The sequence below is a fragment of the Streptomyces otsuchiensis genome (assembly GCF_004305975.1).
GTDB lineage: Bacteria > Actinomycetota > Actinomycetes > Streptomycetales > Streptomycetaceae > Streptomyces > Streptomyces otsuchiensis.
This window is the reverse complement of the sequence record NZ_BHZI01000003.1, coordinates 25,227-49,648: the sequence shown is the minus strand read 5'-3', so window position 1 is coordinate 49,648 and position 24,422 is coordinate 25,227. Positions and strand designations below refer to the sequence as shown.

General features: G+C 73.9%; 6 protein-coding genes and 1 pseudogene. All 7 read left to right on the top strand.

Features of this window, described 5'->3' with window-relative positions; all coding sequences use genetic code 11:
* Positions 1 to 9: 9 nt before the first annotated feature.
* Positions 10 to 18,948 (top strand): annotated as a pseudogene (locus tag E0D90_RS27555) (type I polyketide synthase); the annotation flags it as partial.
* Positions 18,949 to 19,047: 99 nt separating this feature from the next.
* Positions 19,048 to 19,587 (top strand): sugar 3,4-ketoisomerase, encoded by a 540-nt coding sequence (locus E0D90_RS00670; RefSeq protein WP_130796222.1) that lies wholly within the window; start codon positions 19,048 to 19,050, stop codon positions 19,585 to 19,587.
* Entirely contained in the window at positions 19,584 to 20,321 is a 738-nt protein-coding gene (locus E0D90_RS00665; protein WP_227869886.1) for a class I SAM-dependent methyltransferase, read from the top strand. Before E0D90_RS00670 ends, E0D90_RS00665 begins: the two co-directional genes overlap by 4 nt.
* Positions 20,322 to 20,521: 200 nt before the next feature.
* Positions 20,522 to 21,424 carry an ABC transporter ATP-binding protein gene (locus E0D90_RS00660; protein WP_103504255.1) on the top strand — a complete coding sequence of 301 codons (903 nt, stop codon included), beginning with the start codon at positions 20,522 to 20,524 and terminating at the stop codon, positions 21,422 to 21,424.
* Positions 21,421 to 22,206, top strand: coding sequence for an ABC transporter permease (locus E0D90_RS00655; RefSeq protein ID WP_130796221.1), 786 nt, complete (start codon positions 21,421 to 21,423; stop codon positions 22,204 to 22,206). Before E0D90_RS00660 ends, E0D90_RS00655 begins: the two co-directional genes overlap by 4 nt.
* Positions 22,207 to 22,232: 26 nt before the next feature.
* Positions 22,233 to 23,531: a sensor histidine kinase gene (locus E0D90_RS00650; protein ID WP_130796220.1), complete on the top strand. Its 1,299-nt coding sequence runs from the start codon at positions 22,233 to 22,235 to the stop codon at positions 23,529 to 23,531.
* Positions 23,521 to 24,174 carry a response regulator gene (locus tag E0D90_RS00645; RefSeq protein WP_130796219.1) on the top strand — a complete coding sequence of 218 codons (654 nt, stop codon included), beginning with the start codon at positions 23,521 to 23,523 and terminating at the stop codon, positions 24,172 to 24,174. Before E0D90_RS00650 ends, E0D90_RS00645 begins: the two co-directional genes overlap by 11 nt.
* Positions 24,175 to 24,422 lie beyond the last annotated feature (248 nt).

Sequence of the window (24,422 nt, the reverse complement as noted above, 5' to 3'; positions counted from 1 at the left end):
GCACGTGCCGTGTCGACCGAGGACAAGCTGCGGGACTACCTGAAGAGGGTCACCACGGACCTCGCCTCGGTGCGTCAGCGGCTACGTGCCGCGGAGTCGACCGAGCACGAGCCGATCGCCATCATCGGCATGTCCTGCCGCTTCCCCGGTGGAGTCGACTCGCCCGAGGCGCTGTGGCGCCTGGTGCGGGACGGCGCCGACGCGATGGGCGAGTTCCCCACCGACCGCGGCTGGGACATGACGCCCTTCACCACCGGTCTCGCCGCGGAGGTGGAGTTCTCCCGGGAGGGCGGGTTCATCGACGGCGTCGCCGACTTCGACCCGTCGCTGTTCAACATCTCGCCCCACGAGGCCCTCGCCATGGACCCCCAGCAGCGGTTGATGCTGGAGACCTCCTGGGAGGCAGTGGAACGCGCCGGCATCGACCCGCTGTCCCTGCGCGGAAGCCGCACCGGTGTCTTCACCGGTGTCATGTACAACGAGTACGCCACGCGCGTCATGTCCGTCCCTGACGAGGTCGCCGGGCACCTGGGCACCGGCAACAGCGGCAGCGTCGTCTCCGGCCGGGTGTCCTACACCCTGGGGCTGGAGGGCCCGGCCCTGACCGTGGACACCGCCTGCTCCTCGTCGCTGGTGGCACTTCACCTGGCCATGCGGTCGCTGCGCAGCGGGGAGAGCTCTCTCGCGCTGGCCGGCGGCGTGGCGCTCATGGTCACTCCGTACACCTTCGTCGACTTCGCCCTGTCCGGAGGTCTCGCCTCCGACGGCCGATGCAAGGCCTTCTCCGCGCAGGCCGACGGCAGCGGCTGGTCCGAGGGTGTGGGTGTGCTGCTGGTGGAGCGGCTCTCCGACGCGGTCCGTAACGGGCACGAGGTGCTGGCGGTGGTGCGCGGCTCGGCGGTCAACCAGGACGGCGCGTCCAGCGGGCTGACCGCGCCCAACGGCCCCTCGCAGCAGCGGGTCATCCGTTCGGCGCTCGCCGCGGCCCGGTTGACGGCGGCGGATGTCGATGTGGTGGAGGCGCACGGTACGGGTACGACGCTGGGTGATCCGATCGAGGCGCAGGCGTTGCTCAATGCCTATGGTCAGGATCGTCCGGCGGAGCGGCCGTTGTGGTTGGGGTCGATCAAGTCGAACATCGGGCATTCGCAGGCTGCGGCGGGTGCCGGTGGTGTGATCAAGATGGTGCAGGCGTTGCGGCACGGGGTGATGCCGCGGACTCTGCATGTGGATGAGCCGACGCCGCATGTGGACTGGTCCTCCGGTGCGGTCGAGTTGCTGAGGGAGGCGCGGGAGTGGCCCAGCGGGGAGCAGCCCCGCCGTGCGGCCGTCTCGTCCTTCGGTGTGAGTGGTACCAACGCGCATGTGGTGCTGGAGGAGTACCGCGCGCCGGAGCCCGCCGGTGCGCCCGTACCCGTGCCCGCGCCTGTCACGGAGGGCGGACCGGAGCGGCCCGCCCTCCCCGTCCTGCCCTGGATCCTGTCCGGGCGCACCGAGCAGGCGCTGCGGGGACAGGCCGGGCGGCTGCTCAGCCACCTCCAGGAGGCAGGGGAGGAGAACGCCCCGGCGCCCGTGGATATCGGCTTCTCCTGCGCCACCACCCGGGCGACGCTGGAACACTGCGCCGTGGTGCTGGCCGAGGACCAGGCCGGGTTCCGCCGTGGCCTGGCCGCGCTTGCCGAGGGCCGGGAGACCCCGGAGGTGATCGCCCGCACCCAGGACCCGGGACAGGGCGGGACCGTCTTCGTCTTTCCCGGTCAGGGTTCGCAGTGGGTGGGTATGGCTGCGGAGTTGCTGGAGCGGGAGCCGGTGTTCGCCGGGGCGATGGCGGAGTGTGGGCGGGCGCTTGCGCCGTTCACGGAGTTCTCGCTGGTGGATGTGGTGCGTGGTGAGGGCGCCGAGTTGGATCGGGTGGAGGTGGTTCAGCCGGTTCTGTGGGCGGTGATGGTGTCGTTGGCGAAGCTGTGGGCGTCGGTGGGTGTGGTGCCGGCGGCGGTGGTGGGGCATTCCCAGGGGGAGATCGCGGCTGCGGTGGTCGCGGGCGGTCTGTCGTTGGAGGACGGTGCGCGGGTGGTGGCGTTGCGGGCGCGTGCGGTGGCTCAGGAGTTGGCGGGGCTGGGTGGGATGGTGTCGCTGGCGTTGCCGCTGAAGGAAGCGGAGGTGCTGGCGGGCCGCTGGGAGGGTTTGTCGGTCGCGGTGGTCAACGGGCCCGGTTCGACGGTCGTCTCGGGTGAGGCGGGCGCGGTGGAGGAGTTGCTTGCGCACTGCGAGGAGGAGGGGATCAGGGCCCGTAGGGTCCCGGTGGACTACGCCTCGCACTGCGCGCAGGTGGAGCGGATCCGTGAGCGTCTGCTGGAGGACCTGGCACCGGTCGCGCCGGTCACCTCAACGGTGCCGTTCTACTCGACCGTCACCGCCACCCGCACGGACACCGCAGGACTCGACGCCGCCTACTGGTACGACAACCTCCGCAACACCGTCCGCTTCGAGGAGGTCACCCGCGGCCTGCTGACCGAGGGGCGCACCCTGTTCCTGGAGGTCAGCCCGCACCCCGGCCTCAACCTGGGGATCAGCGAGAGCGTCGAGGCCCTGGGGCTGCGCGCCTCCGTGCTGTGCACCCTGCGCCGCGGCGAAGGCGGGGTCCGGCGCTGGCTCACCGCCGTCGCCGAGGCAGCCGTACACGGCGTCCCCGTCGACTGGGCCGCGGTCTACGCCGGCCGGGGCGGCAAACGCGTCGAGCTGCCCACCTACGCCTTCCAGCGCCGCCGCTACTGGCTGGACGCCATCGACCCCGACACCTTCACCGTGGACCGCTCGCAGGACTGGTTCTGGTCGGCCGTCGAGCAGGAGGACCTGCCCGCCCTCCAGCGCATGCTGGACGTCAGCGGCCGGACCCCGCTGGAGGAGGCGCTGACCGCTCTCTCCTCATGGCACCGGCGGGACCGCGAGCGCAGCCGGATCGAGAACTGGAACTACCGGACCGCCTGGAGCCCCGCACAACTCCCCGCCGGGTGGCTCGACGGCCGCTGGGTGGTGGCCGTGCCGCCGGACCACCACGCACACCCGCTGGTCACCGCCGTCACCGCGGCCCTGGCCGAGGCCGGCGCCGCTCCCGAACTGCTGCCCGTCACCCACGAGGACGAGCGCGGCGCCCTCGCCGAGCGGCTGCGTGGCGCGAGCGGTGTGCTGTCACTGCTCTTCCTCACCGACGGTCACGCCCCCGAACACCCCGCCACCCCGGCCGCCTTCGCCCTCGCCATCACCCTGCTGCACGCCGCGCACGACACAGGCGAACCGCTGCGCCTGTGGTGCGCCACCTCCGGCGCCGTCGCCGCCGGACCCGGGGACACTCTCACCCACCCGGACCAGGCTCTGACGTGGGGGCTCGGCCGGGTCGCCGCCCACGAGTACACCCAGTGGGGCGGGCTGGTCGACCTGCCCGCCGAACCCGAACCGCGCGCACTGGCCCGGCTCGCCGCCGTCCTCGCCGGCAGCGACGAGGACCAGGCGGCGGTACGCGCCACCGGGGTCTTCGTGCCCCGCCTGCGCCGCGCCGAGCCGACCCCGCCCCGGCGGGTGTGGCAGCCGTCCGGCACCGTGCTCGTCACCGGCGGCACCGGCGGCGTCGGCGCACACGTCGCCCGGTGGCTCGCCGCCTCGGGCGCGGAACACCTGCTGCTGCTCAGCCGGCGCGGGCCCGAGGCCCCCGGCGCGGCCGAACTGGCCGCCGAACTGCGGGAGTCGGGAACCGAGGTCACCGTGGCCGCGGTGGACGCGGCCGACCACGACGCGCTGGCCGCCGTCCTCGCGGAGCTGCCCGCCGACCAGCCGCTGACCGCCGTCTTCCACGCCGCCGGCGTCGTCGACTCCAGCATCGTGGACTCGCTCACGCCGGACCGCGTCGAGACCGCGCTGCGGGCCAAGGCCGCCGCCGCCCTCAACCTGCACCGGGCCACCGCGGAGCTGGACCTGTCGGCCTTCGTCCTCTTCTCCTCGCTCGCCGGGGTCTTCGGCTCGGCCGGGGAGGGCAACTACGCCCCCGGCAACGCCTTCCTGGACGCCTTCGCGCAGTACCGCCGTTCCCAGGGCCTGGTCGCGACCTCGGTGGCCTGGGGCTCGTGGGCAGGCGCCGGCATGGCCGACGGCGACTTCGGTGACGTCCTGGAACGCCACGGCATCTTCCGCATGGAGCCCGAACTCGCCCTGGCGGGGCTGCGTTCGGCGCTGGAGCGCGACGAGACCGCGCTCGTCCTCGCCGACATCCGCTGGGAGATCTTCTCCTGGTTCTTCACCGCCACCCATCCCAGCCGACTGCTCGACGAACTCCCCGACGTGCGCAAGCTCCGGGAGACCGCACAGCAGAGCCCCGCCCAGGAAGCCGCCGCCGACCAGGAGAGCCAGTCGCCCGCGCAGCGGCTGGCGGGAGCCTCGGAGGCGGAGCGCAACCGCTTCCTGCTCGAACTGGTGCGTGACCAGGTGGCGTTGGTCCTCGGCTACGAGTCGGGCTCCGAGGTGGAGCCGGGCCGGGCGCTCGGTGAACTCGGCCTCACCTCGGCGGGCGCCGTCGAGCTGCGCAACCGCCTCACCTTCACCACCGGTCTGCGTATCTCCGCGACCGTCGTCTTCGACCACCCCAGCCCGCTGGCCCTCTCCCGCTTCCTGGCCACCGAGATCGCCGGCGCCGGCGCCGGCAGCGATCCTGAGGCCGCCGCCCCGGCGGTGCCCGCAGGCGACAGCGCCCCCGTCGGGGACGACCCGATCGTCATCGTCGGCATGGCCTGCCGCTTCCCCGGCGGCGTCCGCTCGCCGGAAGACCTGTGGACGCTGGTCGAGTCCGGCACCGACGCCATGGGGCCCTTCCCCGCCGATCGCGGCTGGGACCTCGACGCGCTCGGCGGGGACTATCCGCAGACCGGCGGCTTCCTCCCCGACGCGACCGACTTCGACGCCGAGCTGTTCGGCATCTCGCCGCGCGAGGCGCTGGGCATGGACCCGCAGCAGCGACTCCTCCTCGAAGCCTCCTGGGAGGTGCTGGAGCGCGCGGGCATCCACCCCCGGTCGCTGGCCGGTTCGCGCACGGCGGTCTACGCCGGCACCGGCGGTCAGGACTACCTGGGCGTGCTGGCGGGTGACCCCGAGGCCGGCGAGGGCTATCTGGTCACCGGCGGTTCCCCCAGTGTGCTGTCCGGACGGGTCGCCTACGCCTTCGGGCTGGAGGGCCCGGCGGTCACCGTGGACACCGCCTGCTCGTCGTCCCTGGTCGCCCTCCACCTCGCCTGCCAGTCCCTGCGCCACCAGGAGAGCGACCTCGCCCTGGTCGGCGGAGTCAATGTGCTCTCCATGCCCTCCGTCTTCGCGGAGTTCAGCAAACAGCGCGGCCAGGCCGCCGACGGCCGCTGCAAGGCGTTCTCCGCCTCCGCCGACGGCACCGGCTGGGGCGAGGGCGTCGGCGTACTGCTGGTCGAACGGCTCTCGGACGCCCGCCGCCTCGGCCACGACGTGCTCGCCGTCGTCCGCGGCAGCGCCGTCAACTCCGACGGCGCCTCCAACGGCCTGACGGCACCGAACGGGCCCTCACAGCAGCGGGTGATCCGCGCCGCGCTCGCCTCGGCCGGACTGGAGACGACCGACGTCGATCTCGTCGAGGCGCACGGTACGGGCACGCGGCTGGGCGATCCGATCGAGGCCGAGGCGCTGCTCGCGACCTACGGCAGGGACCGCTCGGAACCCCTCTACCTGGGGTCGGTGAAGTCCAACATCGGGCACACCCAGGCCGCCGCCGGTGTCGTGGGCGTGATCAAGGCCGTCATGGCGCTGCGGCACGGGGTCCTCCCGGCCACGCTGCACGTGGACCAGCCGACCCCCGAGGTCGACTGGTCGTCCGGGTCGGTCGAACTGCTCACGGAGAACCGCACCTGGCCGGGAGCGGCCCGGCCGCGCCGTGCCGGGGTGTCCTCCTTCGGGATCAGCGGGACCAACGCGCACACCATCCTGGAACAGGCTCCGGAAAGCACGGAGACAACCGTCGGCACCCGAGGCGAGCGCCCGGACATCCCGCTGCCCGTCCTGCTGTCCGGCGCCACGCCGGACGCACTCGCCCGGCAAGCCGCGCTGCTCGCCGGAGTGGACGCGGACCCCGTCGACCTGGCGCACTCCCTGGCCACCACGCGTGCCGAACTGGCGCACCGTGCCGTGGTCTTCGACTCCCACGCTGCCGCACTGACCGCCCTCGCCTTCGGCGAGCCCACCCAGGACGCGGTGGCCGGCAAGGTCGTGCACGGCGGCCTGGCGTTGTTGTTCTCGGGTCAGGGGTCGCAGCGGCTGGGTATGGGCCGGGAGTTGTACGGGGCGTTCCCGGTCTTCGCGGATGCTTTTGATGCGGTGTGTGCGCGGGTGGAGTTGGAACTGCCGTTGCGTGGGGTGGTGTTCGGTGAGGACGCCGCGTTGTTGGAGCGGACGGTGTTCGCTCAGGCGGGGTTGTTCGCGTTGGAGGTGGCGCTGTTCCGGTTGGTGGAGTCGTGGGGTGTGACTCCGGATGTGCTGGTGGGGCATTCGATCGGTGAGCTGGCCGCCGCGCATGTGGCTGGGGTGTTGTCGCTGGATGACGCGTGCGCTTTGGTGTCGGCGCGTGGTCGGTTGATGGATGCCCTGCCTGCCGGTGGCGCGATGCTGGCGGTGGAGCTGGCCGAGCATGCCCTCACGCTGCCGGGCGGGGTGGACCTCGCGGCGGTCAACGGTCCGACCTCGGTGACGGTTTCCGGTGATGTCGAGGCAATCGCCGCGCTGGAGAAGCGGCTTCGGGCGGAGGGTGTGCGGGTCAAGCGGCTGGCGGTCTCGCATGCGTTCCACTCCTCGCTGATGGAGCCGATGCTGGACGAATTCGCAGCCGTCGCACAGGCATTGACGTACCACGCCCCGCAGATCCCCGTTCTCACCACCGCTCCCGGCGACCTGGCCACCCCCGAATACTGGGTGGGACAGGTGCGGCAGCCGGTCCGCTTCGCCGACGCCCTCGCCTCGCTCACCGGGGTGAGGACGGCGCTGGAACTGGGCCCCGCGGGAGTGCTCTGCTCCCAGGTGGAGGAGCAGCACGACGCCCTGGCCGCCGTCCCCGCGCTGCGCCCGGACCGCCCCGAGGCCGTCACCCTTGTCCGCGCCCTCGCCCGCCTGCACACCCAGGGCGTCTCCGTGGACTGGGCCGGCTACCTCGCCCCCTTCAAGGGCGCCCGCATCGCGCTGCCCACGTATCCCTTCGCCCGTCAGCGGTACTGGCCCACGCCGGTCGCCGCTCCCCGCCCCGTCGGTGGGGAGAACCCGGCCGAGCGGGACTTCTGGGCGGCCGTGGACTCGACCGACGCCGATGCCGTCGCCGGCGCGCTGTGCCTTGACGACGAGCAGCGGAACGGCCTCGGCACCGTCCTGCCCGCTCTCGCCGCCTGGCGGGAGCGCAGCCGCCACAAGGCCACCACCGACGCCTGGCGCTACCGCGTGGGCTGGACCCCGGTCACCGCCCGGCAGGCACGGCTGGCCGGTACCTGGCTGCTGGTCGCCGGTGGCGAGGTGCCCGGCGGGGTCGTGGACGGCCTCCGTGGTGCGGGCGCCGACATCGTCGAGATGACGGAACTCGGCGCGGACCGCGCCGCGTGCGCGGACGCTCTGGCCGGTCAGGCCTCGGCCGCCGCCGAGCGGGCCCGTCCCGTCGCCGGGGTGCTCGCCTGCGTGGACACCGTCGCGGAACTTCTGCGGCTGATCCAGGCCCAGGGTGACGCCGGAATCTCCGCACCGCTGTGGTGCCTCACCTCCGGTGCGGTCGCGGTCGCACCTGGCGACGTATGCGACCCGGCAGCGGCGCAGCTGTGGGGCCTCGGCCGGGTCGCCGCCCTCGAACACCCCGGCCGCTGGGGTGGGTTGGTCGATGTGCCGGACCACCTCGACCGGCGAGCCGTCGACCGGCTGGTCCAGCTGCTGGCCGGGGACTCGGGCGAGGACCAGGCGGCCATCCGGCCGACGGGCCTCCACGCCCGCCGGCTGCGGCGCGCCCCCACCGGTGCCGCCCCCCAGACGCAGCCCGCCGAGTGGCACGTCGACGGTCCGGTCCTGGTCACCGGCGGCACCGGTGCGCTGGGCGGCAAGGTCGCCCGGCTGCTGGCCGAGCGCGGCGCCACCCGCCTCGTCGTGGCGAGCCGGCGCGGCCCCGACGCACCCGGTGCGTCCGAGCTGGTCGCGGACCTCTCGGAGCGTGGCTGTGACGCCGTCGTCGTCTCCTGCGACCTGAGCGACCGTGGCGCGGTGGCCGAGCTGCTGGAGCGCCACCCCGTGACCGCGGTCGTCCACGCCGCGGGCATCGTCGACGACGGTGTGCTCGACGCGCTGACACCGGGGCGGCTGGCCGCGGTGCTCGACGCCAAGGCCCACTCCGCCGACGTACTGGACGAACTCACCGGCGAGCTGGCCGACTTCGTCGTCTTCTCCTCCGTGGCCGGTGTCATCGGCAGCGCCGGGCAGGGCCCCTACGCGGCCGCCAACGCACACCTCGACGCCCTGGTGGAACGCCGCCGTGCCCGGGGCCTGCCCGGCACCGCCCTCGCTTGGGGTGCCTGGGCCGGCGCGGGCATGGCCGCCGACCCGGCCGCCGCCGCCCGCCTGGCGCGTGGCGGACTGCCCGCCATGGAGGAGGGCCGGGCGCTGGAGGCCATGGCCACCGCGCTGACCGAGAGGGACGGCGCGCTGGTCGTCGCCGACATCGACTGGGAACACTTCGTGCCGGGCTTCACCGCGGTACGGCCGAGCAGGCTGTTCGCCGAACTCCCCGAGGCCGTCCCGGTCGTCCGCGGTGCCCAGGCGGCCGGTTCCGTCGCGCTCACCGGGCCGGGCGTGGACGCCGCCGAGCAGGCCCGCGACGTGGAACACCTCGTCCTGGAGGCCGTCGCGGGCGTCCTCGGTCACGGCTCGCGCGCGGACGTGGACCGTGAACGCGCCTTCCACGACATGGGCTTCGACTCCCTCACCGCCCTGGAGCTGCGCAACCTCCTGGCCTCCCGGACCGGGCTGACCCTGAACGCCGGCCTCGTCTTCGACTTCCCGACCCCCGGCGCCCTCGCCGAACACCTGCTCGCCCTGCTGTCCGAGGAGGCGGCCTCCGCCGACGCCCCCTCCGCCGGAGACGGCCGCCGGGCGGCGGACGACGAACCCATCGCCATCATCGGCATGTCCTGCCGCTTCCCCGGCGGAGTCGACTCGCCCGAGTCGCTGTGGCGCCTGGTGCGGGACGGCGTCGACGCCATGAGTGACTTCCCCGCCGACCGGGGCTGGGATCTCGACTCCCTGCTCGGCGAGGACGGCCCCTCGCGCACCGGCTCGGGCGGTTTCCTCGACGACCTCGCGGCCTTCGACGCGGGCCTGTTCGGCATCTCCCCGAACGAGGCGCTCGCCATGGACCCGCAGCAGCGGATGCTGCTGGAGACCGCCTGGGAGGCGTTCGAACGCGCGGGTATCGACCCCACCTCGGTCCACCGCAGTGAGACCGGAGTGTTCGCGGGCACCAACGGCCAGGACTACCTGGCGCTGCTGCTCGGCTCGGAGGCCGCCACAGCGGGGCACCTGGGCACCGGCAACTCCGCCAGCGTGCTCTCCGGCCGGGTCTCCTACACCTTCGGTCTGCGCGGACCCGCCCTCAGCGTGGACACCGCCTGCTCCTCGTCCCTGGTTGCGCTGCACCTCGCGGCCCAGTCGCTGCGCGCGGGGGAGTGCTCGATGGCCCTGGCCGGCGGCGTCACCGCGATGCCGCTGCCCGGCACGTTCATCGAGTTCAGCGCCCAGGGCGCGCTGGCGGCCGACGGCCGCTGCAAGGCGTTCTCCGCCGACGCGGACGGCACCAGCTGGGGCGAGGGCGCCGGGCTGCTCCTGATGGAGCGGCTCTCCGACGCGAAGCGCAACGGGCACCGCGTGCTGGCGGTGGTGCGCGGCAGCGCGGTCAACCAGGACGGTGCCTCCAACGGTCTGACCGCGCCGAACGGCCCGTCGCAGGAGCGGGTGATCCGGGCGGCGCTGGCCGACGCGCGGCTGACCGCCGCCGAGGTCGACGTCGTGGAGGCGCACGGCACCGGCACGCGGCTGGGCGACCCGATCGAGGCCCAGGCGCTGCTGGCCACCTACGGCCAGGACCGCGAAGAGCCCCTGTACCTGGGGTCGTTGAAGTCGAACATCGGGCACACCCAGGCGGCTGCCGGTGTCGCGGGCGTCATCAAGATGGTGGAGGCGCTGCGGCACGGGGAACTGCCCGCCACCCTGCATGTGCGGGAGCCGTCCTCGCAGGTGGACTGGTCCGCGGGGGCCGTGGAACTGCTGACCGATGTGCGGCGGTGGCCGGAGACCGACCGGCCGCGCCGGGCGGGTGTGTCCTCGTTCGGGATGAGCGGCACCAACGCGCACGTGATCCTGGAGGCCGCGCCGCAGGCTGTCGACGCGGCCGGGGACGCGGCCGGCGCCGCGTCGCGGGAAACGCCGGAGGAGCCGTCGGGCGCCGCTGACGTGGTGCCGTGGCTGCTGTCGGGCAGGACGGGGGACGCGCTGCGGGGGCAGGCGGAGCGTCTGCTGTCGGTCGACGGCGCTGATCCCCTGGATGTGGCCTGGTCGTTGGCCACCGGGCGCGCCGTGCTGGAACAGCGTGCGGTGCTGCTGGGCCCCGACCACGCGGCTCAGCTGCGGGCGTTGGTGGCCGCGGAGGAGGCAGCCGGCGTGGTGCGCGGCGAGGTGGTGCGGGGCAGCACGGTGTTCGTGTTCCCGGGGCAGGGTTCCCAGTGGGTGGGAATGGCCGCCGAACTGCTCGACGCGGAGCCGGTGTTCGCCGCACGCATGGAGGAGTGCCACCGGGCGCTGGAGCCGTTCACCGACTTCTCGCTGCTGGAGGTCGTGTGTGGCGAGGGCTCTGAGCTGGAGCGGGTCGACGTCGTACAGCCGGTGTTGTGGGCGGTGATGGTGTCCCTGGCCGAGCTGTGGGCTTCGGTCGGTGTGCTCCCCTCCGCCGTGGTGGGGCATTCGCAGGGAGAGATCGCCGCCGCGGTGGTGGCGGGGGCGCTGTCGGTCGATGACGGTGCCCGGGTGGTGGCGTTGCGGGCGCGTGCCATCGCCGATGAGCTTGCCGGGCACGGGGGAATGGTGTCGCTGGCCGTCTCCCGCGACGCGGCCCACGAGCTGGCCGGCCGCTGGGAAGGACTCTCGGTCGCGGCGGTCAACGGTCCCGGCTCGACCGTCGTCTCGGGGAATGTGGCGGGGCTGGAGGAACTGGTCGCCCATTGCGAGGCGGCCGGCATCCGGGCGCGCCGCCTGCCGGTGGACTACGCGTCGCACTCGGTGCACGTGGAGCGGCTGCGGGCACGCCTGCTGGCCGACCTCGCGGACGTCGAGCCGGCGCCTTCCGCCGTGCCGTTCTACTCGGCCCTCACCGGAGGGCGGATCGACACCTCCACCCTGGGCGCCGCGTACTGGTACGACAACCTGCGGGCCACCGTCCGCTTCGAGGACGCCACCCGCGCCCTGCTGGACGACGGGCACCGGGTGCTGATCGAGGTCAGCCCCCACCCCGTGCTCACCGTGGGCCTGCGGGAGACCCTGGAGGACGCGGACCTCCCCGGCGCCGTCCTCGGCACCCTGCGGCGCGGCGAGGGTGGCCGCGAACGCTGGCTCACCGCGCTCGCGGAGGCCCATGTACGTGGTGTCGGGGTCGACTGGGAACACCTCCTCCTCGGGGGCCGCCCGGTCGAACTGCCCACCTACGCCTTCGACCGCGACCGCTACTGGCCCGACTCCGTCGAGCACCCCGCCGCCGCGCCCGCCGCACCCGACGGCGGCCCCGGAGGGACCGGCCAGGCGGAGCAGGCGTTCTGGGACGACGTCGAACGCGGTGACACCACCGCGCTCGCCAGGACTCTGGGGATCGACGCACCGGGCCTCGACCAGGTGATGCCCGCCCTCGCCACCTGGCGTCGGGCCCGCCGTCAGGAGTCCACCGTGGACTCCTGGCGCTACGAGGTGACCTGGCGCCCCCTGGTCGGCCTGCCGTCCACCGCGCCGACGGGACGATGGCTGCTCGCCCTCCCGCCGGCCGGTGCGGAGACGGACGCGGAGACCGTGCGCACCGCGCTGGGCCGCGCCGACGTGACCGAGGTCGTCGTTCCCGCCGGAGCCGGACGCGACGAACTGACGGCCGCCCTCGCGCAGTTGACCGATCCGGGCGAGTTCACCGGGGTCCTCTCCCTGGTGGCGCTCGCCGAACTGCCGCACCCCGGCGACGAGGTCCTCGCCGCCGGAACCGCCGACACCGTCACCCTGCTGCAGGCACTCGGCGACGCCGGGATCGGCGCACCCCTGTGGTGCCTCAGCCGCGGCGCGGTCACCGTGGGCCGCTTCGACGCGGCGGTGAACGCCGGCCGGACCATGCTGTGGGGCCTGGGCCGGGTGGCCGCGCTGGAGCACCCCGAGCGGTGGGGCGGACTGATCGACCTGGGCGAGACCGGGGACACCCGCTCCGCCGCCCGGCTCGGCGCGCTCCTGGCGGGTGCCGCCGAGGACGAGGACCAGCTGGCCGTAAGGCCCTCCGGCGTGTTCGCCCGCCGGGTACGGCGCGCCGCGCCGGACCCCGCCACGGCCCCGTGGACCCCCGGCGGCCCGGTACTGGTCACCGGCGGGACCGGCGCGCTCGGTCGCGAGGTCGCCCGCTGGCTCGCCCGGCGCGGCGTCACCGACCTGCTCCTCGTCAGCCGGTCGGGCCCGGAGGCCCACGGCGCCGGTGAACTGGTCGCCGAACTGGCCGAGGCCGGAGCCACCGCGGTAGTCGCGGCCTGCGACGTCACCGACCGTGCGGCACTCGCCGCCCTGCTGGAACGCCACCCGGTGACCGGAGTCGTCCACACCGCGGGCGTCTCCACCACCGCGCCGCTGGCCGTCACCTCACCGGCCGAGATCGCCGGTGACGCCCGCGCCAAGGTGCTCGGCGCGGTCCACCTGGACGCCCTGCTGGGCGACCGGGCCGACCTCTTCGTGCTGTTCTCCTCGGTCGCCGGCGTCTGGGGCGGGGGAGGGCAGGCCGCGTACGCCGCCGCCAACGCCCACCTCGACGCGCTCGCCGAACACCGCCGGGCACACGGTCAGGTCGCCACCGCCGTGGCCTGGGGAGCCTGGGACGGCGGCGGCATGGTCGCCGACCGGGAGGCCGGTGACTACCTGCGCGAGCGGGGCATCGCCCCCATGCGGCCGGAACTGTGCCTGGCCGCCCTGGCCTCCGCCGTCGACTCCGGCCGCGCCACCGGCGTGTTCGCCGACGTCGACTGGGACCGCTTCGTCCCCACGTTCACCGCCCGCCGGCCCAGCCCGCTGGTGGGCGACCTGCCGCGGACGGCCACCGAGCGGGCCGACGCGTCCGCGGCCACGGCCGGGGCCGACGACGGCGACGGCCACGAGCTGCGCGCCAGGCTCAAGGCGGTGGGCGCCGCCGACCGGAACCGTCTCCTGCTCGACCTGGTGCGCACCGTGGTCGCCACCGTTCTCGGGCACACCGGCCCCCAGGCCGTCGACCCGGACCGCGCCTTCACCGAGCTCGGCATCGACTCGCTGACCGCGCTCCGGGTCCGCGACGGCCTGGCCGGCGCCACCGGTCTCCGGCTCCCGGGCACCCTGGTCTTCGACCACCCCACCGCCCGTGTGGCCGCCGCCGAACTCCTCGGTCTGCTCGGCGTCGCGGAACCGGCCGCCACGGAGGGGCCGGCACACCCCGCGGTGCGGGCCGAGGCGGACGACCCAGTCGTCATCGTCTCCATGAGCTGCCGCTACCCCGGCGGCGCCGACTCCCCGGAGAACCTCTGGGAGCTGGTCGCGGCCGGGACCGACGCCATGTCGCCGTTCCCCGTGGACCGGGGCTGGGACCGGCCCGACCCGGGCGGATTCACCGCCGAGGGCGGATTCCTGCACGACGCGACGGAGTTCGACGCCGACCTCTTCGGCATCTCGCCCCGCGAGGCGGTCGCCATGGACCCCCACCAGCGGCTGCTGCTGGAGAGCGCCTGGGAGCTGCTGGAGCGCGGAGGGATCGCGCCGACCGCCGTACGGGGCACGCGCACCGGCGTCTTCGTCGGCGCCTCCGCCGGGGGCTACGCGATGTCCGGCGTCCTGCCGGAGGGCTCGGAGAGCCATGTCATGACCGGCTCCTCCAACAGCGTGCTGTCCGGCCGCATCTCCTACATATTCGGACTGGAGGGGCCCGCGGTCACCGTGGACACGGCGTGCTCGTCGTCCCTGGTGGCCCTGCACCTGGCGGCGCAGTCGCTGCGCAGCGGCGAGTGCTCCATGGCGCTCGCGGGCGGCGTCACCGTGATGCACTCGCCCGTCGTCTTCGCCGAGTTCGGCCGTCAGGGCGGCCTCGCCTCCGACGGCCGCTGCCGCTCCTTCGCCGCCTCCGCCGACGGCACCGGCTGGGGCGAGGGCGTGGGTCTGTTGCTGCTGGAGCGGCTCTCCGACGCGCGCCGCAACGGGCACCAGGTGCTCGGGGTGCTGCGGGGCAGCGCGGTCAACCAGGACGGCGCGTCCAACGGCCTGACCGCGCCGAACGGCCCCGCGCAGCAGCGGGTGATCCGCGCCGCGCTGGCCGCCGCCGGCCTGGAGGCCGGCGACGTGGACGCGGTGGAGGCGCACGGCACGGGCACGAAGCTCGGTGACCCGATCGAGGCGCAGGCGCTGCTGGCCACCTACGGCAAGGACCGCTCGGAACCCCTCTACCTGGGGTCGGTGAAGTCCAACATCGGTCACACCCAAGCCGCTTCGGGCGTCGCCGGCGTCATCAAGACCGTCGAGGCGATCCGCCGGGGCGTGCTGCCCAGGACGCTGCACGTCGACGTGCCGACCCCCGAGGTCGACTGGTCGGCCGGCGCCGTCGAGCTTCTCACCGACGACCGGCCCTGGCCGCGGACGGGCCGTGCCCGCAGAGCGGGCGTGTCCTCGTTCGGGATCAGCGGCACCAACGCCCACGTCCTCATCGAGGAGGCTCCTCGGGAGACCGGGACCGAGCCGCTTCCTGCCGCCGAGCCGGACACCGCCGCCCCGCTCCTGCTCTGGCCCGTCTCCGGCCGGTCCGAGGCCGCGCTGCGGGATCAGGCCGACCGGCTCCGCTCGTACCTCGACCGCACCGGGGCCGCGCTCGACCTGCGCGCCGCCGCCCGCCAACTGGCCACCGCCAGGGCCGCCCTGGAACACCGCGCCGTCGTACTGGCATCCGACGCCGAAGCGCTGCGCCGCGGGCTCACCGCCGCGACCGGAACCGGAACCGACGCCGGAGCCGAGATCGTCACCGGCGTGGCCGGACGCGGCGACCTCGCCTTCGTCTTCTCCGGCCAGGGCGCGCAGCGCGCCGGTATGGGCCGCGAACTGTACGAGACCTACCCGGTGTTCGCCGACGCCTTCGACGCGGTCTGCGCCCACCTCGACCCGAGTCTCGACCGCCCGCTGCGCGAGGTCGTCCTCCATGACGCCGACGCGCTGGGCCGCACCGCCTGGACGCAGCTCGGCCTCTTCGCCTTCGAGGTCGCGCTCTTCCGGCTCCTGGAGTCCTGGAGCGTGACCCCCGACCGGCTGGCCGGGCACTCCGTGGGCGAACTCGCCGCCGCCCACGTCGCCGGCGTCCTCTCGCTCGCCGACGCCTGCACCCTGGTGGCCGCCCGCGGACGGCTCATGGGGGCGCTGCCCGAGGGCGGCGCGATGATGTCCGTGCGGATGACCGAGGCCGAGGCGCACGCCGCGCTGAGCGGTCACGGGGCCCGGGTGGCGGTCGCCGCCGTCAACAGCTGGGAGGACGTCGTTCTCTCCGGCGACGCCGACGCCCTGGCGGAACTGGCCGGGGACGGCAGGCTGACCGGCCGCAGGGTCCGCGACCTGGATGTCTCGCACGCGTTCCACTCCCCGCGCATGGACCCCGTGCTGGACGACTTCGCCGCCGTGGCCGCGTCCCTGGAGTACCACCCCGCCCGCATCCCGCTGGTGTCCACGGTGACCGGGCTCCCCGACGACGGGGCGATGTCCACCCCGGAGTACTGGGTCCGCCAGATACGCGCCACCGTTCGCTTCGCCGACGCCGTCGGCGCCCTGCTCGACCAGGGGGTGACCCGCTTCGCCGAGATCGGACCCGGCGCCGCGCTCACCGTCCCGCTGGAGCGGAACCTGGAACGCGCCCGCTCCCTCGACACCACCACCGGCACCCTCTGCGTGGCGCTCCAGCGCTCGGGCAGGGAGGAGCCCGCCGCGTTGCTCACCGCCGTCGCCCGGCTGCACACGGCCGGAGTCCCGATCGGCTGGGACGCGCTCCTCGGACCCGTCACCGGGCCCCGCCCGGACCTCCCGACGTACGCCTTCCAGCGGCGCCGCTACTGGCCCGAGCCGCACCCCACCGCGGCACCGGACAGCGCGCCCGCGGGCCGATACGAGGTGACCTGGCGGGCTCTGCCCGAACCGGAGCAGGCGGTGCCGCACGGCACCTGGCTCGCGGTGACCCCCGGGGACGGGGACACCGCCGGCCTGCTCACGCTGCTGCGCGAACAGGGCATGCGCCTGACCGAAGTCACCGACGCCGGTGGCAGCAGGGAGTCCCGCGCCGAGGCGCTGCGGCGCGCGTCGGCCGACGTGCCGACGGCCACCGGAGTGCTCTGCCTGGCGGCGGAGCCCGGTGACGTCCTCGCCCTCGCCCAGGCACTGGGCGACCTCGCCGCCGACGCGCCCCTGTGGTGTGTGACCACGGGCGCGGTCGCCACCGGACCGGCCGACCCGCCCGCCGACCCCGCCGGCGCCGCCGTCTGGGGATTGGGCCGCACCCTGGGGCTGGAGGCCCCGGACCGCTGGGGCGGTCTGGTGGATCTGCCCGCCCGCCCCGACCCGAGGACGGCGGCGCGGCTGGCCGCGCTGCTCGCCGCCGGGGGCGCGGGCGAGGACCAGATCGCCCTGCGTGGCACTCCCATGGCCCGCAGGATCGTCACCGCCCCGCCGGTCGGCGCCGCACCCTGGCAGCCCTCGGGCACCGTGCTGGTCACCGGCGGAACCGGCCGCCGGGGCCGGGCGCTCGCCACCGCGCTCGCCACGGCGCTCGCCTCCGACGGAGCCGGGCACCTGGTGCTGCTCGGCCGCCGGGGCGCCGAAGCGCCCGGTGCCCGTGAGTTCGCCGAGAGCCTGCCCGTCGGCGTCACCTTCGCCGCCGCGGACGTCACCGACCGGGCCGCTGTCACCGAGGTGCTGGCGGCGATCCCCGCCGACCGCCCCCTCACCGCCGTGTTCCACGCGGTCGGCGCGGGCGAGGACGCCCCCTGGACGGAGCTGAGCCCCGGCGAGCTGCGCGCGGGGGCCGCCGCCGACGGCGCCCGGGTGCTCCACGAGGTGACCCGCGAACTGGCCACCGGCCTCAGGGCGTTCGTCCTGATCTCCTCGGTGACCGGCGTCTGGGGCGGTACCGGAGCAGCCGTACGGGCCGCCGCGTGCGCCCGGATGGACGCCCTCGCCGGACACCGGCACTCCCTCGGCCTGCCGGCGACCTCGATCTCCTGGGGGCCGTGGGCGACGGAAGAGGAGAACCCGGCCGCGCGGCGGCACGGTCTGCGCCCCGTGGAGCCCGAGACGGTCTGGTCCGCCCTGCGCGAGGCCGTGGCCGGTGCGGCGCCCTGCGCCGTCGTCGCCGATGTGGACTGGGAACGCTTCCACCCCGCCTACACCCTCGCCCGGCACCGCCCGCTCTTCGACGAACTCCCGCAGGTCCGGGCCCTGTCCGCCGCTGTGCGCGACCCGGCACCGGGACCGCGCGCGGTCCTCGGCCTCGCCGGTCCCGACCGGCACCAGGCGGCGCTCGACCTCGTCCGCGGGACCGCCGCCACGGTGCTCGGGCACACCGACGCCGCGTCCGTCGCCCCCGACCGGCAGTTCCTGGAACTGGGCGTCGACTCGCTCGCCGCGCTGGAGATCCGCGGCGCGTTGGAGCGGGCGACGGGCCTGTCACTGCCGGGCACCGTCGTCTTCGACCACCCCACGCCCGCCGCCCTCGCCCGCCACCTCGCCGCCACGGCCGCCGACGGCGGGACCCCGGACGGCGCGGTACCGGCCGTCGCGCTCGGCATCTCGCCCACCGACCGGAACCCGGTCGGCCTGCTGGACTCCCTCTACCGGGAGGCCATGGGCACCGGGCGGATCAAGGAGTTCCTGGAACTGGTCGGCGAAACCGCGAAGTTCCGGCCGATGGCCGACGACGTGGCCCAGGCGGGCGGACCGGCGGCGCTCACCACGCTGGCCGACGGCCCGGCGACCGAACTGCTGATCGGCGTCAGCGGACTGACGGCCGGCGGCGGTCCGCAGGAGTTCGTCCGGCTGGCCGCGCCCCTGCGCGGCGCGCGGCCCGTGGCCGCGGTGCCCGTCCTCGGCTACGGCCGTGGCGAGCTGCTGCCCGCGACACCCGAAGTCGCCCTGGACTGGCAGGCCCAGGGCATCATCGCCCACGCGAAGGACACGCCGGTCGTCCTCTTCGGGCACTCCGGCGGCGCGATCCTCGCCCACCGGCTGGCGGTGCGGATGATCGAACTTGGCGCGCCACCGGCCGGGTTGGTGCTGGCGGACGTCTACCCGCTGGACGACCCGCAGATGGCCGAGTGGAGCGCCGAGCTCTCCGAAGGGATCTTCGACCGGGCGGAGCAGTTCGTGCCCATGGACGACAGCCGTCTCACCGCGATGACCTGGTACGGCGGCCTGTTCTGGGAGAGCCCGCGGCCCGACAGCCGCATTCCCACCCTCCTGCTGCGCGCCTCGGAGCCGCTGCGCGAGCCCGCCGGCGGCCGCGACTGGCGCAGCTCGTGGAAGGCGGCCCGCGACGTCGTCGACGTCCCGGGCAACCACTTCACCATGATGGCCGAGCACGCCGGGACCACGGCCCGCGCGGTCCACCGGTGGATCGAGGAGCTGCCCCGATGACCCCGGCGAAGCCCACCCGCCCGGAGTGCCCGCACCGATCACACCCCACACCTGAGAAAGGCCCCCATGGCCCCTGACCAGACTCCCGAGGCGCCCCTCGCGGCGGTACGCGGCTGCCGTCTCGTCACGCTCCCGGACAACACCGACCCGCGAGGCTCGCTCACCGTGATCGAGCGGGGGCAGCAGGTCGACTTCCCGATCGAGCGGGTCTTCTTCGTGCACGGAGTGCCCCGGCAGGCGGTCAGGGGGCTGCACATGCACCGGGAACTGCACGAGTTCATCCTGGCCGCCAGCGGGTCCTTCGAGGTGGTCGTGGACGACGGCTTCTCACGTGCCCGGGTGCGCCTGGACCGACCGGACCAGGCGCTCCACGTCGAGCCCGGCGTATGGACCGAGTTCGCCGACTTCTCGCCCGACGCGATCTGCCTGGTGCTCTGCTCGGCTCCGTACGAACTGGACGACTACCTCTACGACTACGGCGAGTTCGTGCGTACCGCACGCCTTCCCGGCGCCCGGGCCGATGACGGCCGCGCGGGGACGGACAGGCGAGGCGACAGGCGCGTGGACACCCAGACGACCGAACGACCACAAGGAGCAGACGCGTGACCACTGACCGGCACGAGAGCATCTACGACCGCGGCGAGATGTACGAGGCCTTCTACCGGGGCCGGGGCAAGGACTACACGGGCGAGGCCGCCCTGGTGACGTCCCTGGTACGGGACCGGCTGGCTGGCGCCGACTCGCTGCTGGACGTCGCCTGCGGTTCCGGTGACCATCTCACGCGCTTCGCCGAGTCGTTCGGGCACGTCGAGGGCCTCGACCTGTCCGAGGACATGGTGCAGCTGGCCCGGAAGAACACCGGGGTCCCCATCCACCGGGGCGACATGCGCGACTTCGCCCTCGACCGCACCTTCGGCGCGGTGGTGAGCCTGTTCAGCGGAGTGGCGTACTGCGCCGACCTCGACGAACTCACCGCGACGCTCCGTAGTTTCGCCCGTCACCTCTCGCCGGGCGGTGTCATCGTCATCGAGCCCTTCTGGCTTCCCGAGGACTTCCTGGAGGGCTATGTGGGTACCGACACGGTCGAGTCGGGCGGGCGTACCTACGTCCGCGTCTCCCACACCGTCCGGGACGGCGGGGTCAGTCACATGGAGGTGCACTTCCTGGTCGCCTCTGCGGAGAGCGGTATCACGCACTTCCACGACGTGCACCGCACCACGCTGTTCACCCGCGACGAGTACGAGACCGCCTTCGCCCGGGCGGGGTGCGAGGTCGAGTACGTGAAGGACCCCCTCGCACCGCGTGGCCTTTTCGTCGGAACCGCCACGCCGACGGCCTGACCCGCGGCCTGACCGACGGCCTGACCCGCGGCCGGTCGCAGGTCAGAGGCCGAGGTGGCCCGCACCCGAGGACCCGGTGCGATGTCAGGGTCGTAGGGGTCTTCCGCTAGGGGGTGTAAGGGGGATCAACCGATCGGTTGATCCCCCTGCCAGCGGGATAGGTGATGTGCCGACCCGGCGCCGGCTGGCACTGTGAGGTCATGAGCCTCATTGAAGTGACCGACCTGCGGAAGAGCTACGGCGGACGCCCCGTCGTGGACGGCATCTCCCTCGCGGTGGAGGAGGGTGAGATCTTCGGCGTCCTCGGCTCCAACGGCGCCGGCAAGACCACCACCGTCGAGCACATCCTCGGACTGCGCGTCCCGGACAGCGGCACGGTTCGCGTGTGTGGGCTGGACCCGCACGTGGACCGCGCGAAGACCACGCTCATCATGGGCGCGCAGCTGCAGGAAAGCGAGATGCAGGGCAAGCTCACCGTTGCCGAGTCGCTTGAGCTGTTCGCCGCCTGCTACCCGCGCGCCGCCGACTGGCGCGTCCTGGCCGAGCGTCTCGGCCTGAAGGAGAAGCTCAACACCCGCTTCGCGCAGCTCTCCGGCGGCCAGAAGCAGCGGCTGGCCATCGCGCTCGCCCTGGTCGGCAACCCCCGGGTCGTCATCCTGGACGAGCTGACGACCGGCCTCGACCCGGCGGCGCGGCGCGAGGTGTGGTCGCTGATCGAGGACGTCCGCGCGAGCGGTGTCACCATCCTCCTCGTCACGCACTTCATGGAGGAGGCACAGCGGCTCTGCGACCGGCTCGCGATCTTCGACCGCGGGCGGGTCGTCGCACTCGACACCCCCTCCGGTCTGGTCGCGCAGTCCGCGAGCGGCACGGTCATCTCCTTCACCCCCTCCCGCCCGCTGGAGGAGGACGAGCTGGCCGCCCTGCCGGGCCTCGCCTCCGTCACGCAGCACGAGGGACGGATCACCCTCGGCGGCACCGACGAGACCGTCAACGCCGTGATCAGCCTGCTCGCCCGCAACGGCGTGAGCGCCCACCAGCTGCGTGTCACCGACTCCACCCTCGATGACGCCTACCTCGACCTGACGGGAGCCGACGCATGAGCGCCACCTCCACACCCCCGGTGCCCTCCACCGACGTCACGCCCCGTCCTGGGCGGGCCGTGCTGCGTGCCGAGCTGATCCTCTTCTTCCGTGAGCCCGGCTCCGTGTTCTGGGTCATGGCCTTCCCCACGCTGCTGCTGCTGATCCTCGGCTTCATCCCGGCCATGACGGAGCCCAAGGAGGAGATCGGCGGTCTCTCCACGGTCGAGGCCTACGTGCCCGTCGCCGTGCTGCTCTCGATGATCATGGCCGGCCTGATGGCCATGCCCCCGGTCATCACCGGCTACCGCGAGCGCGGCATCCTGCGCCGGATGTCCACCACCCCGCTGCGCCCCAGCTCCGTTCTCGGTGCCCAGGTGGGCCTGCACGCCGCAGCCTCGCTGATCTCCGCCGTGCTCACCCTCGCGGTGGGGCGGATCTTCTCCGGCGTCGCCCTGCCGAGCCAGATCTTCGGCTACCTGCTGACCCTGCTGCTGTCGGTCGTCTGCGTGATGGCGCTCGGCTCGCTGATCTCCGCGCTGTCCCCCAACACGAAGATCGCCCAGGCGGTCAGCATCTCGGTGTTCTTCCCCGCGATGCTCGCGGCCGGTGTCTACATGCCCATCCAGCAGATGCCCGACCTGATGGCCAGCATCGTGGAGACGCTGCCCTTCGGTGCCGCCGCCCAGGCCCTGAACCAGGCCACCGCCGGCGACTGGCCCGACTGGATCCACCTCGGTGTGCTGGCGCTGTGGACCCTGGTGCTCTCCGGCGCCGCCGCCCGCTGGTTCCGCTGGGAGTGAGGCACGTGTCCCGCGCGCCGGGTGCCATGGCCGATACTGAGGGCGTGGCACCCGACGCATCCCTCCCGGTCGCCGAGCCGCAGGCCGCGCACCACGCGCGGCCGCGGTTGCTCCTTCGCTTCAGCCCTCCCGTCCTCCTCGTCCTCAGCCTGGTGCTCGCCGCGGCGACCTCCTCCCTGGTCGGCATGGGCGGCGCGGACTGGGCGGCGGCGGGGGTGTTCGCCGTCGCGGCTCTCGTCCTGGAGCTGTGGTGGGGCCGGGTGGCACGCGGTCGGCACGGCCCCGGTGCGGTCGGCGCCACGTACTACGCGCTGCGCTCCGCCCTGGGGTTCGGCCTCGCCTGGACCAACCCGTTCTGTGCCTTCTACGCCGCGGTCGGATGCTTCGACATCGAGCGGCTGCTGCCCCGCCGATGGATCCCCCTCGGCCTGCTGGCCACCGCCGCGACCATCGCCGGCGCGCAGATCGGAGGGCTGCCGCCCGACGACACGGCGAGCTGGGTGTTCTACTGCATGCTGGTCGCCGCCAACATGGGCATCTTCCTGACCGTCCAGCAGGACGCGGGGAAGGAGGAGGACCGCGCCCGGAAACGCGTGGCGACCATCCGCGAGCTGGAGCACGCCAACCTCGCGCTGGAGCGGGCCCTGGTGGAGAACGCCGCCCTGCACCAGCAACTCCTGCTCCAGGCGAGGGAGGCCGGGATCGCCGACGAGCGCCGCCGGCTGGCGGCGGAGATCCACGACACCGTCGCCCAGGACCTGACCGGCGTGATCGCCCAGCTCCAGGTCGTCACCGACACCCAGGAGCCGGGCCCGGCCCGCGTCCACGCCGAACGGGCCCTGCAACTGGCCCGCCACAGCCTCGGTGAGGCACGCCGGGCCGTCGCCAACCTCGCGCCCGTCGCGCTGGCCGAGGACGACCTGCCCGAGGCGTTGAAGAAGACCGTCGTCCGCTGGTCCGAACGCACCGGCGTGAACGCCGAGTTCACCCTCACCGGCTCTGACGAGCCGCTGCACGACGAGGTGGAGGCGACGCTGCTGCGCATCGCGGCGGAGGCACTGTCCAACACGGCACGCCACGCGAAGGCGACCCGGGTCGGCGTGACCCTGTCCTACATGGGAGAGGACGTCGTGCTCGACGTACGCGACGACGGCGAGGGATTCGACCCGTCCGCCCTGCCCGAGCGCGACACCGCCTCCGGATTCGGCCTGCAGGGCATGCGTGCCCGTGCGGAACGGCTGACGGGGGAGCTGACCGTGGAGTCCGAGCCCGGCCTGGGCACCGCCGTGTCCGCACGCGTACCGTCGGTGCCCTATGAACGCTGAGAACGACAAGGCGATCACCCTGCTGATCGTCGACGACCACCCGGTGGTGCGCGACGGCCTGCGCGGCATCCTGGAGCCCGCGGACGGCTTCACCGTGCTCGGAGAGGCGTCCGGCGGCACCGAGGCGGTGGAGATGACGCTGCGTGTGGACCCGGACGTCGTCCTGATGGACCTGCGCATGCCGGAGGGCAGCGGCGTGGAGGCCATCGCCGAGCTGACCCGGCGCGGCGCACGGGCCCGCGTGCTGGTGCTCACCACCTTCGACACCGACTCCGACACCCTTCCCGCGATCGAGGCCGGGGCCACCGGATACCTGCTGAAGGACGCGCTGCGGGACGAGCTGTTCGCGGCTATCCGGGCGGCGGCGGCAGGCCGCACGGTGCTGTCCCCGGCGGTCGCCTCACGCCTGGTCACGGCGGTGCGCGTCCCCGCCGCGCCACCGGCCGACGCCACGCTCTCCGCACGTGAGGTACAGGTGCTGGAGCAGGTGGCACGCGGCGAGTCCAACCGGGAGATCGCTCGCGGGCTGTTCATCAGCGAGGCGACGGTCAAGACGCACCTGACCCACATCTACGGCAAATTGGACGTGCGGGACCGCGCCGCCGCCGTGGCGGTCGCCTACCAGCGCGGCATCCTCGGCTGACCGCCGAACATCACCGGCCCCAGAGGGAGACCGTCAGGAACACACCAGCCGCCTCGCGCACCCCCGAGCCGGACCGCCGAGCCGCCCCCTAGTCACCTGGTCAGGGGCGGCGGCGCGGAGGCTAGGGGTTGGCCGCCTGTCACGCCCCTGGCTAGCGTCCGAGTGCTTCAGTCGAGGAAGAGTGGCCGGAACACGGTGGGCGCGTAACCGCCTGCCCTGGCAGCCGGCCGGATTCGGGTCCGGCGATT

Excerpts from the sequence above, each read along its gene's own strand:
- E0D90_RS00670 (WP_130796222.1), top strand. The coding sequence starts at position 19,048 with ATGGCCCCTGACCAGACTCCCGAGGCGCCCCTCGCGGCGGTACGCGGC.
- E0D90_RS00660 (WP_103504255.1), top strand. The coding sequence starts at position 20,522 with ATGAGCCTCATTGAAGTGACCGACCTGCGGAAGAGCTACGGCGGACGC.
- E0D90_RS00655 (WP_130796221.1), top strand. The coding sequence starts at position 21,421 with ATGAGCGCCACCTCCACACCCCCGGTGCCCTCCACCGACGTCACGCCC.
- E0D90_RS00650 (WP_130796220.1), top strand. The coding sequence starts at position 22,233 with ATGGCCGATACTGAGGGCGTGGCACCCGACGCATCCCTCCCGGTCGCC.
- E0D90_RS00645 (WP_130796219.1), top strand. The coding sequence starts at position 23,521 with ATGAACGCTGAGAACGACAAGGCGATCACCCTGCTGATCGTCGACGAC.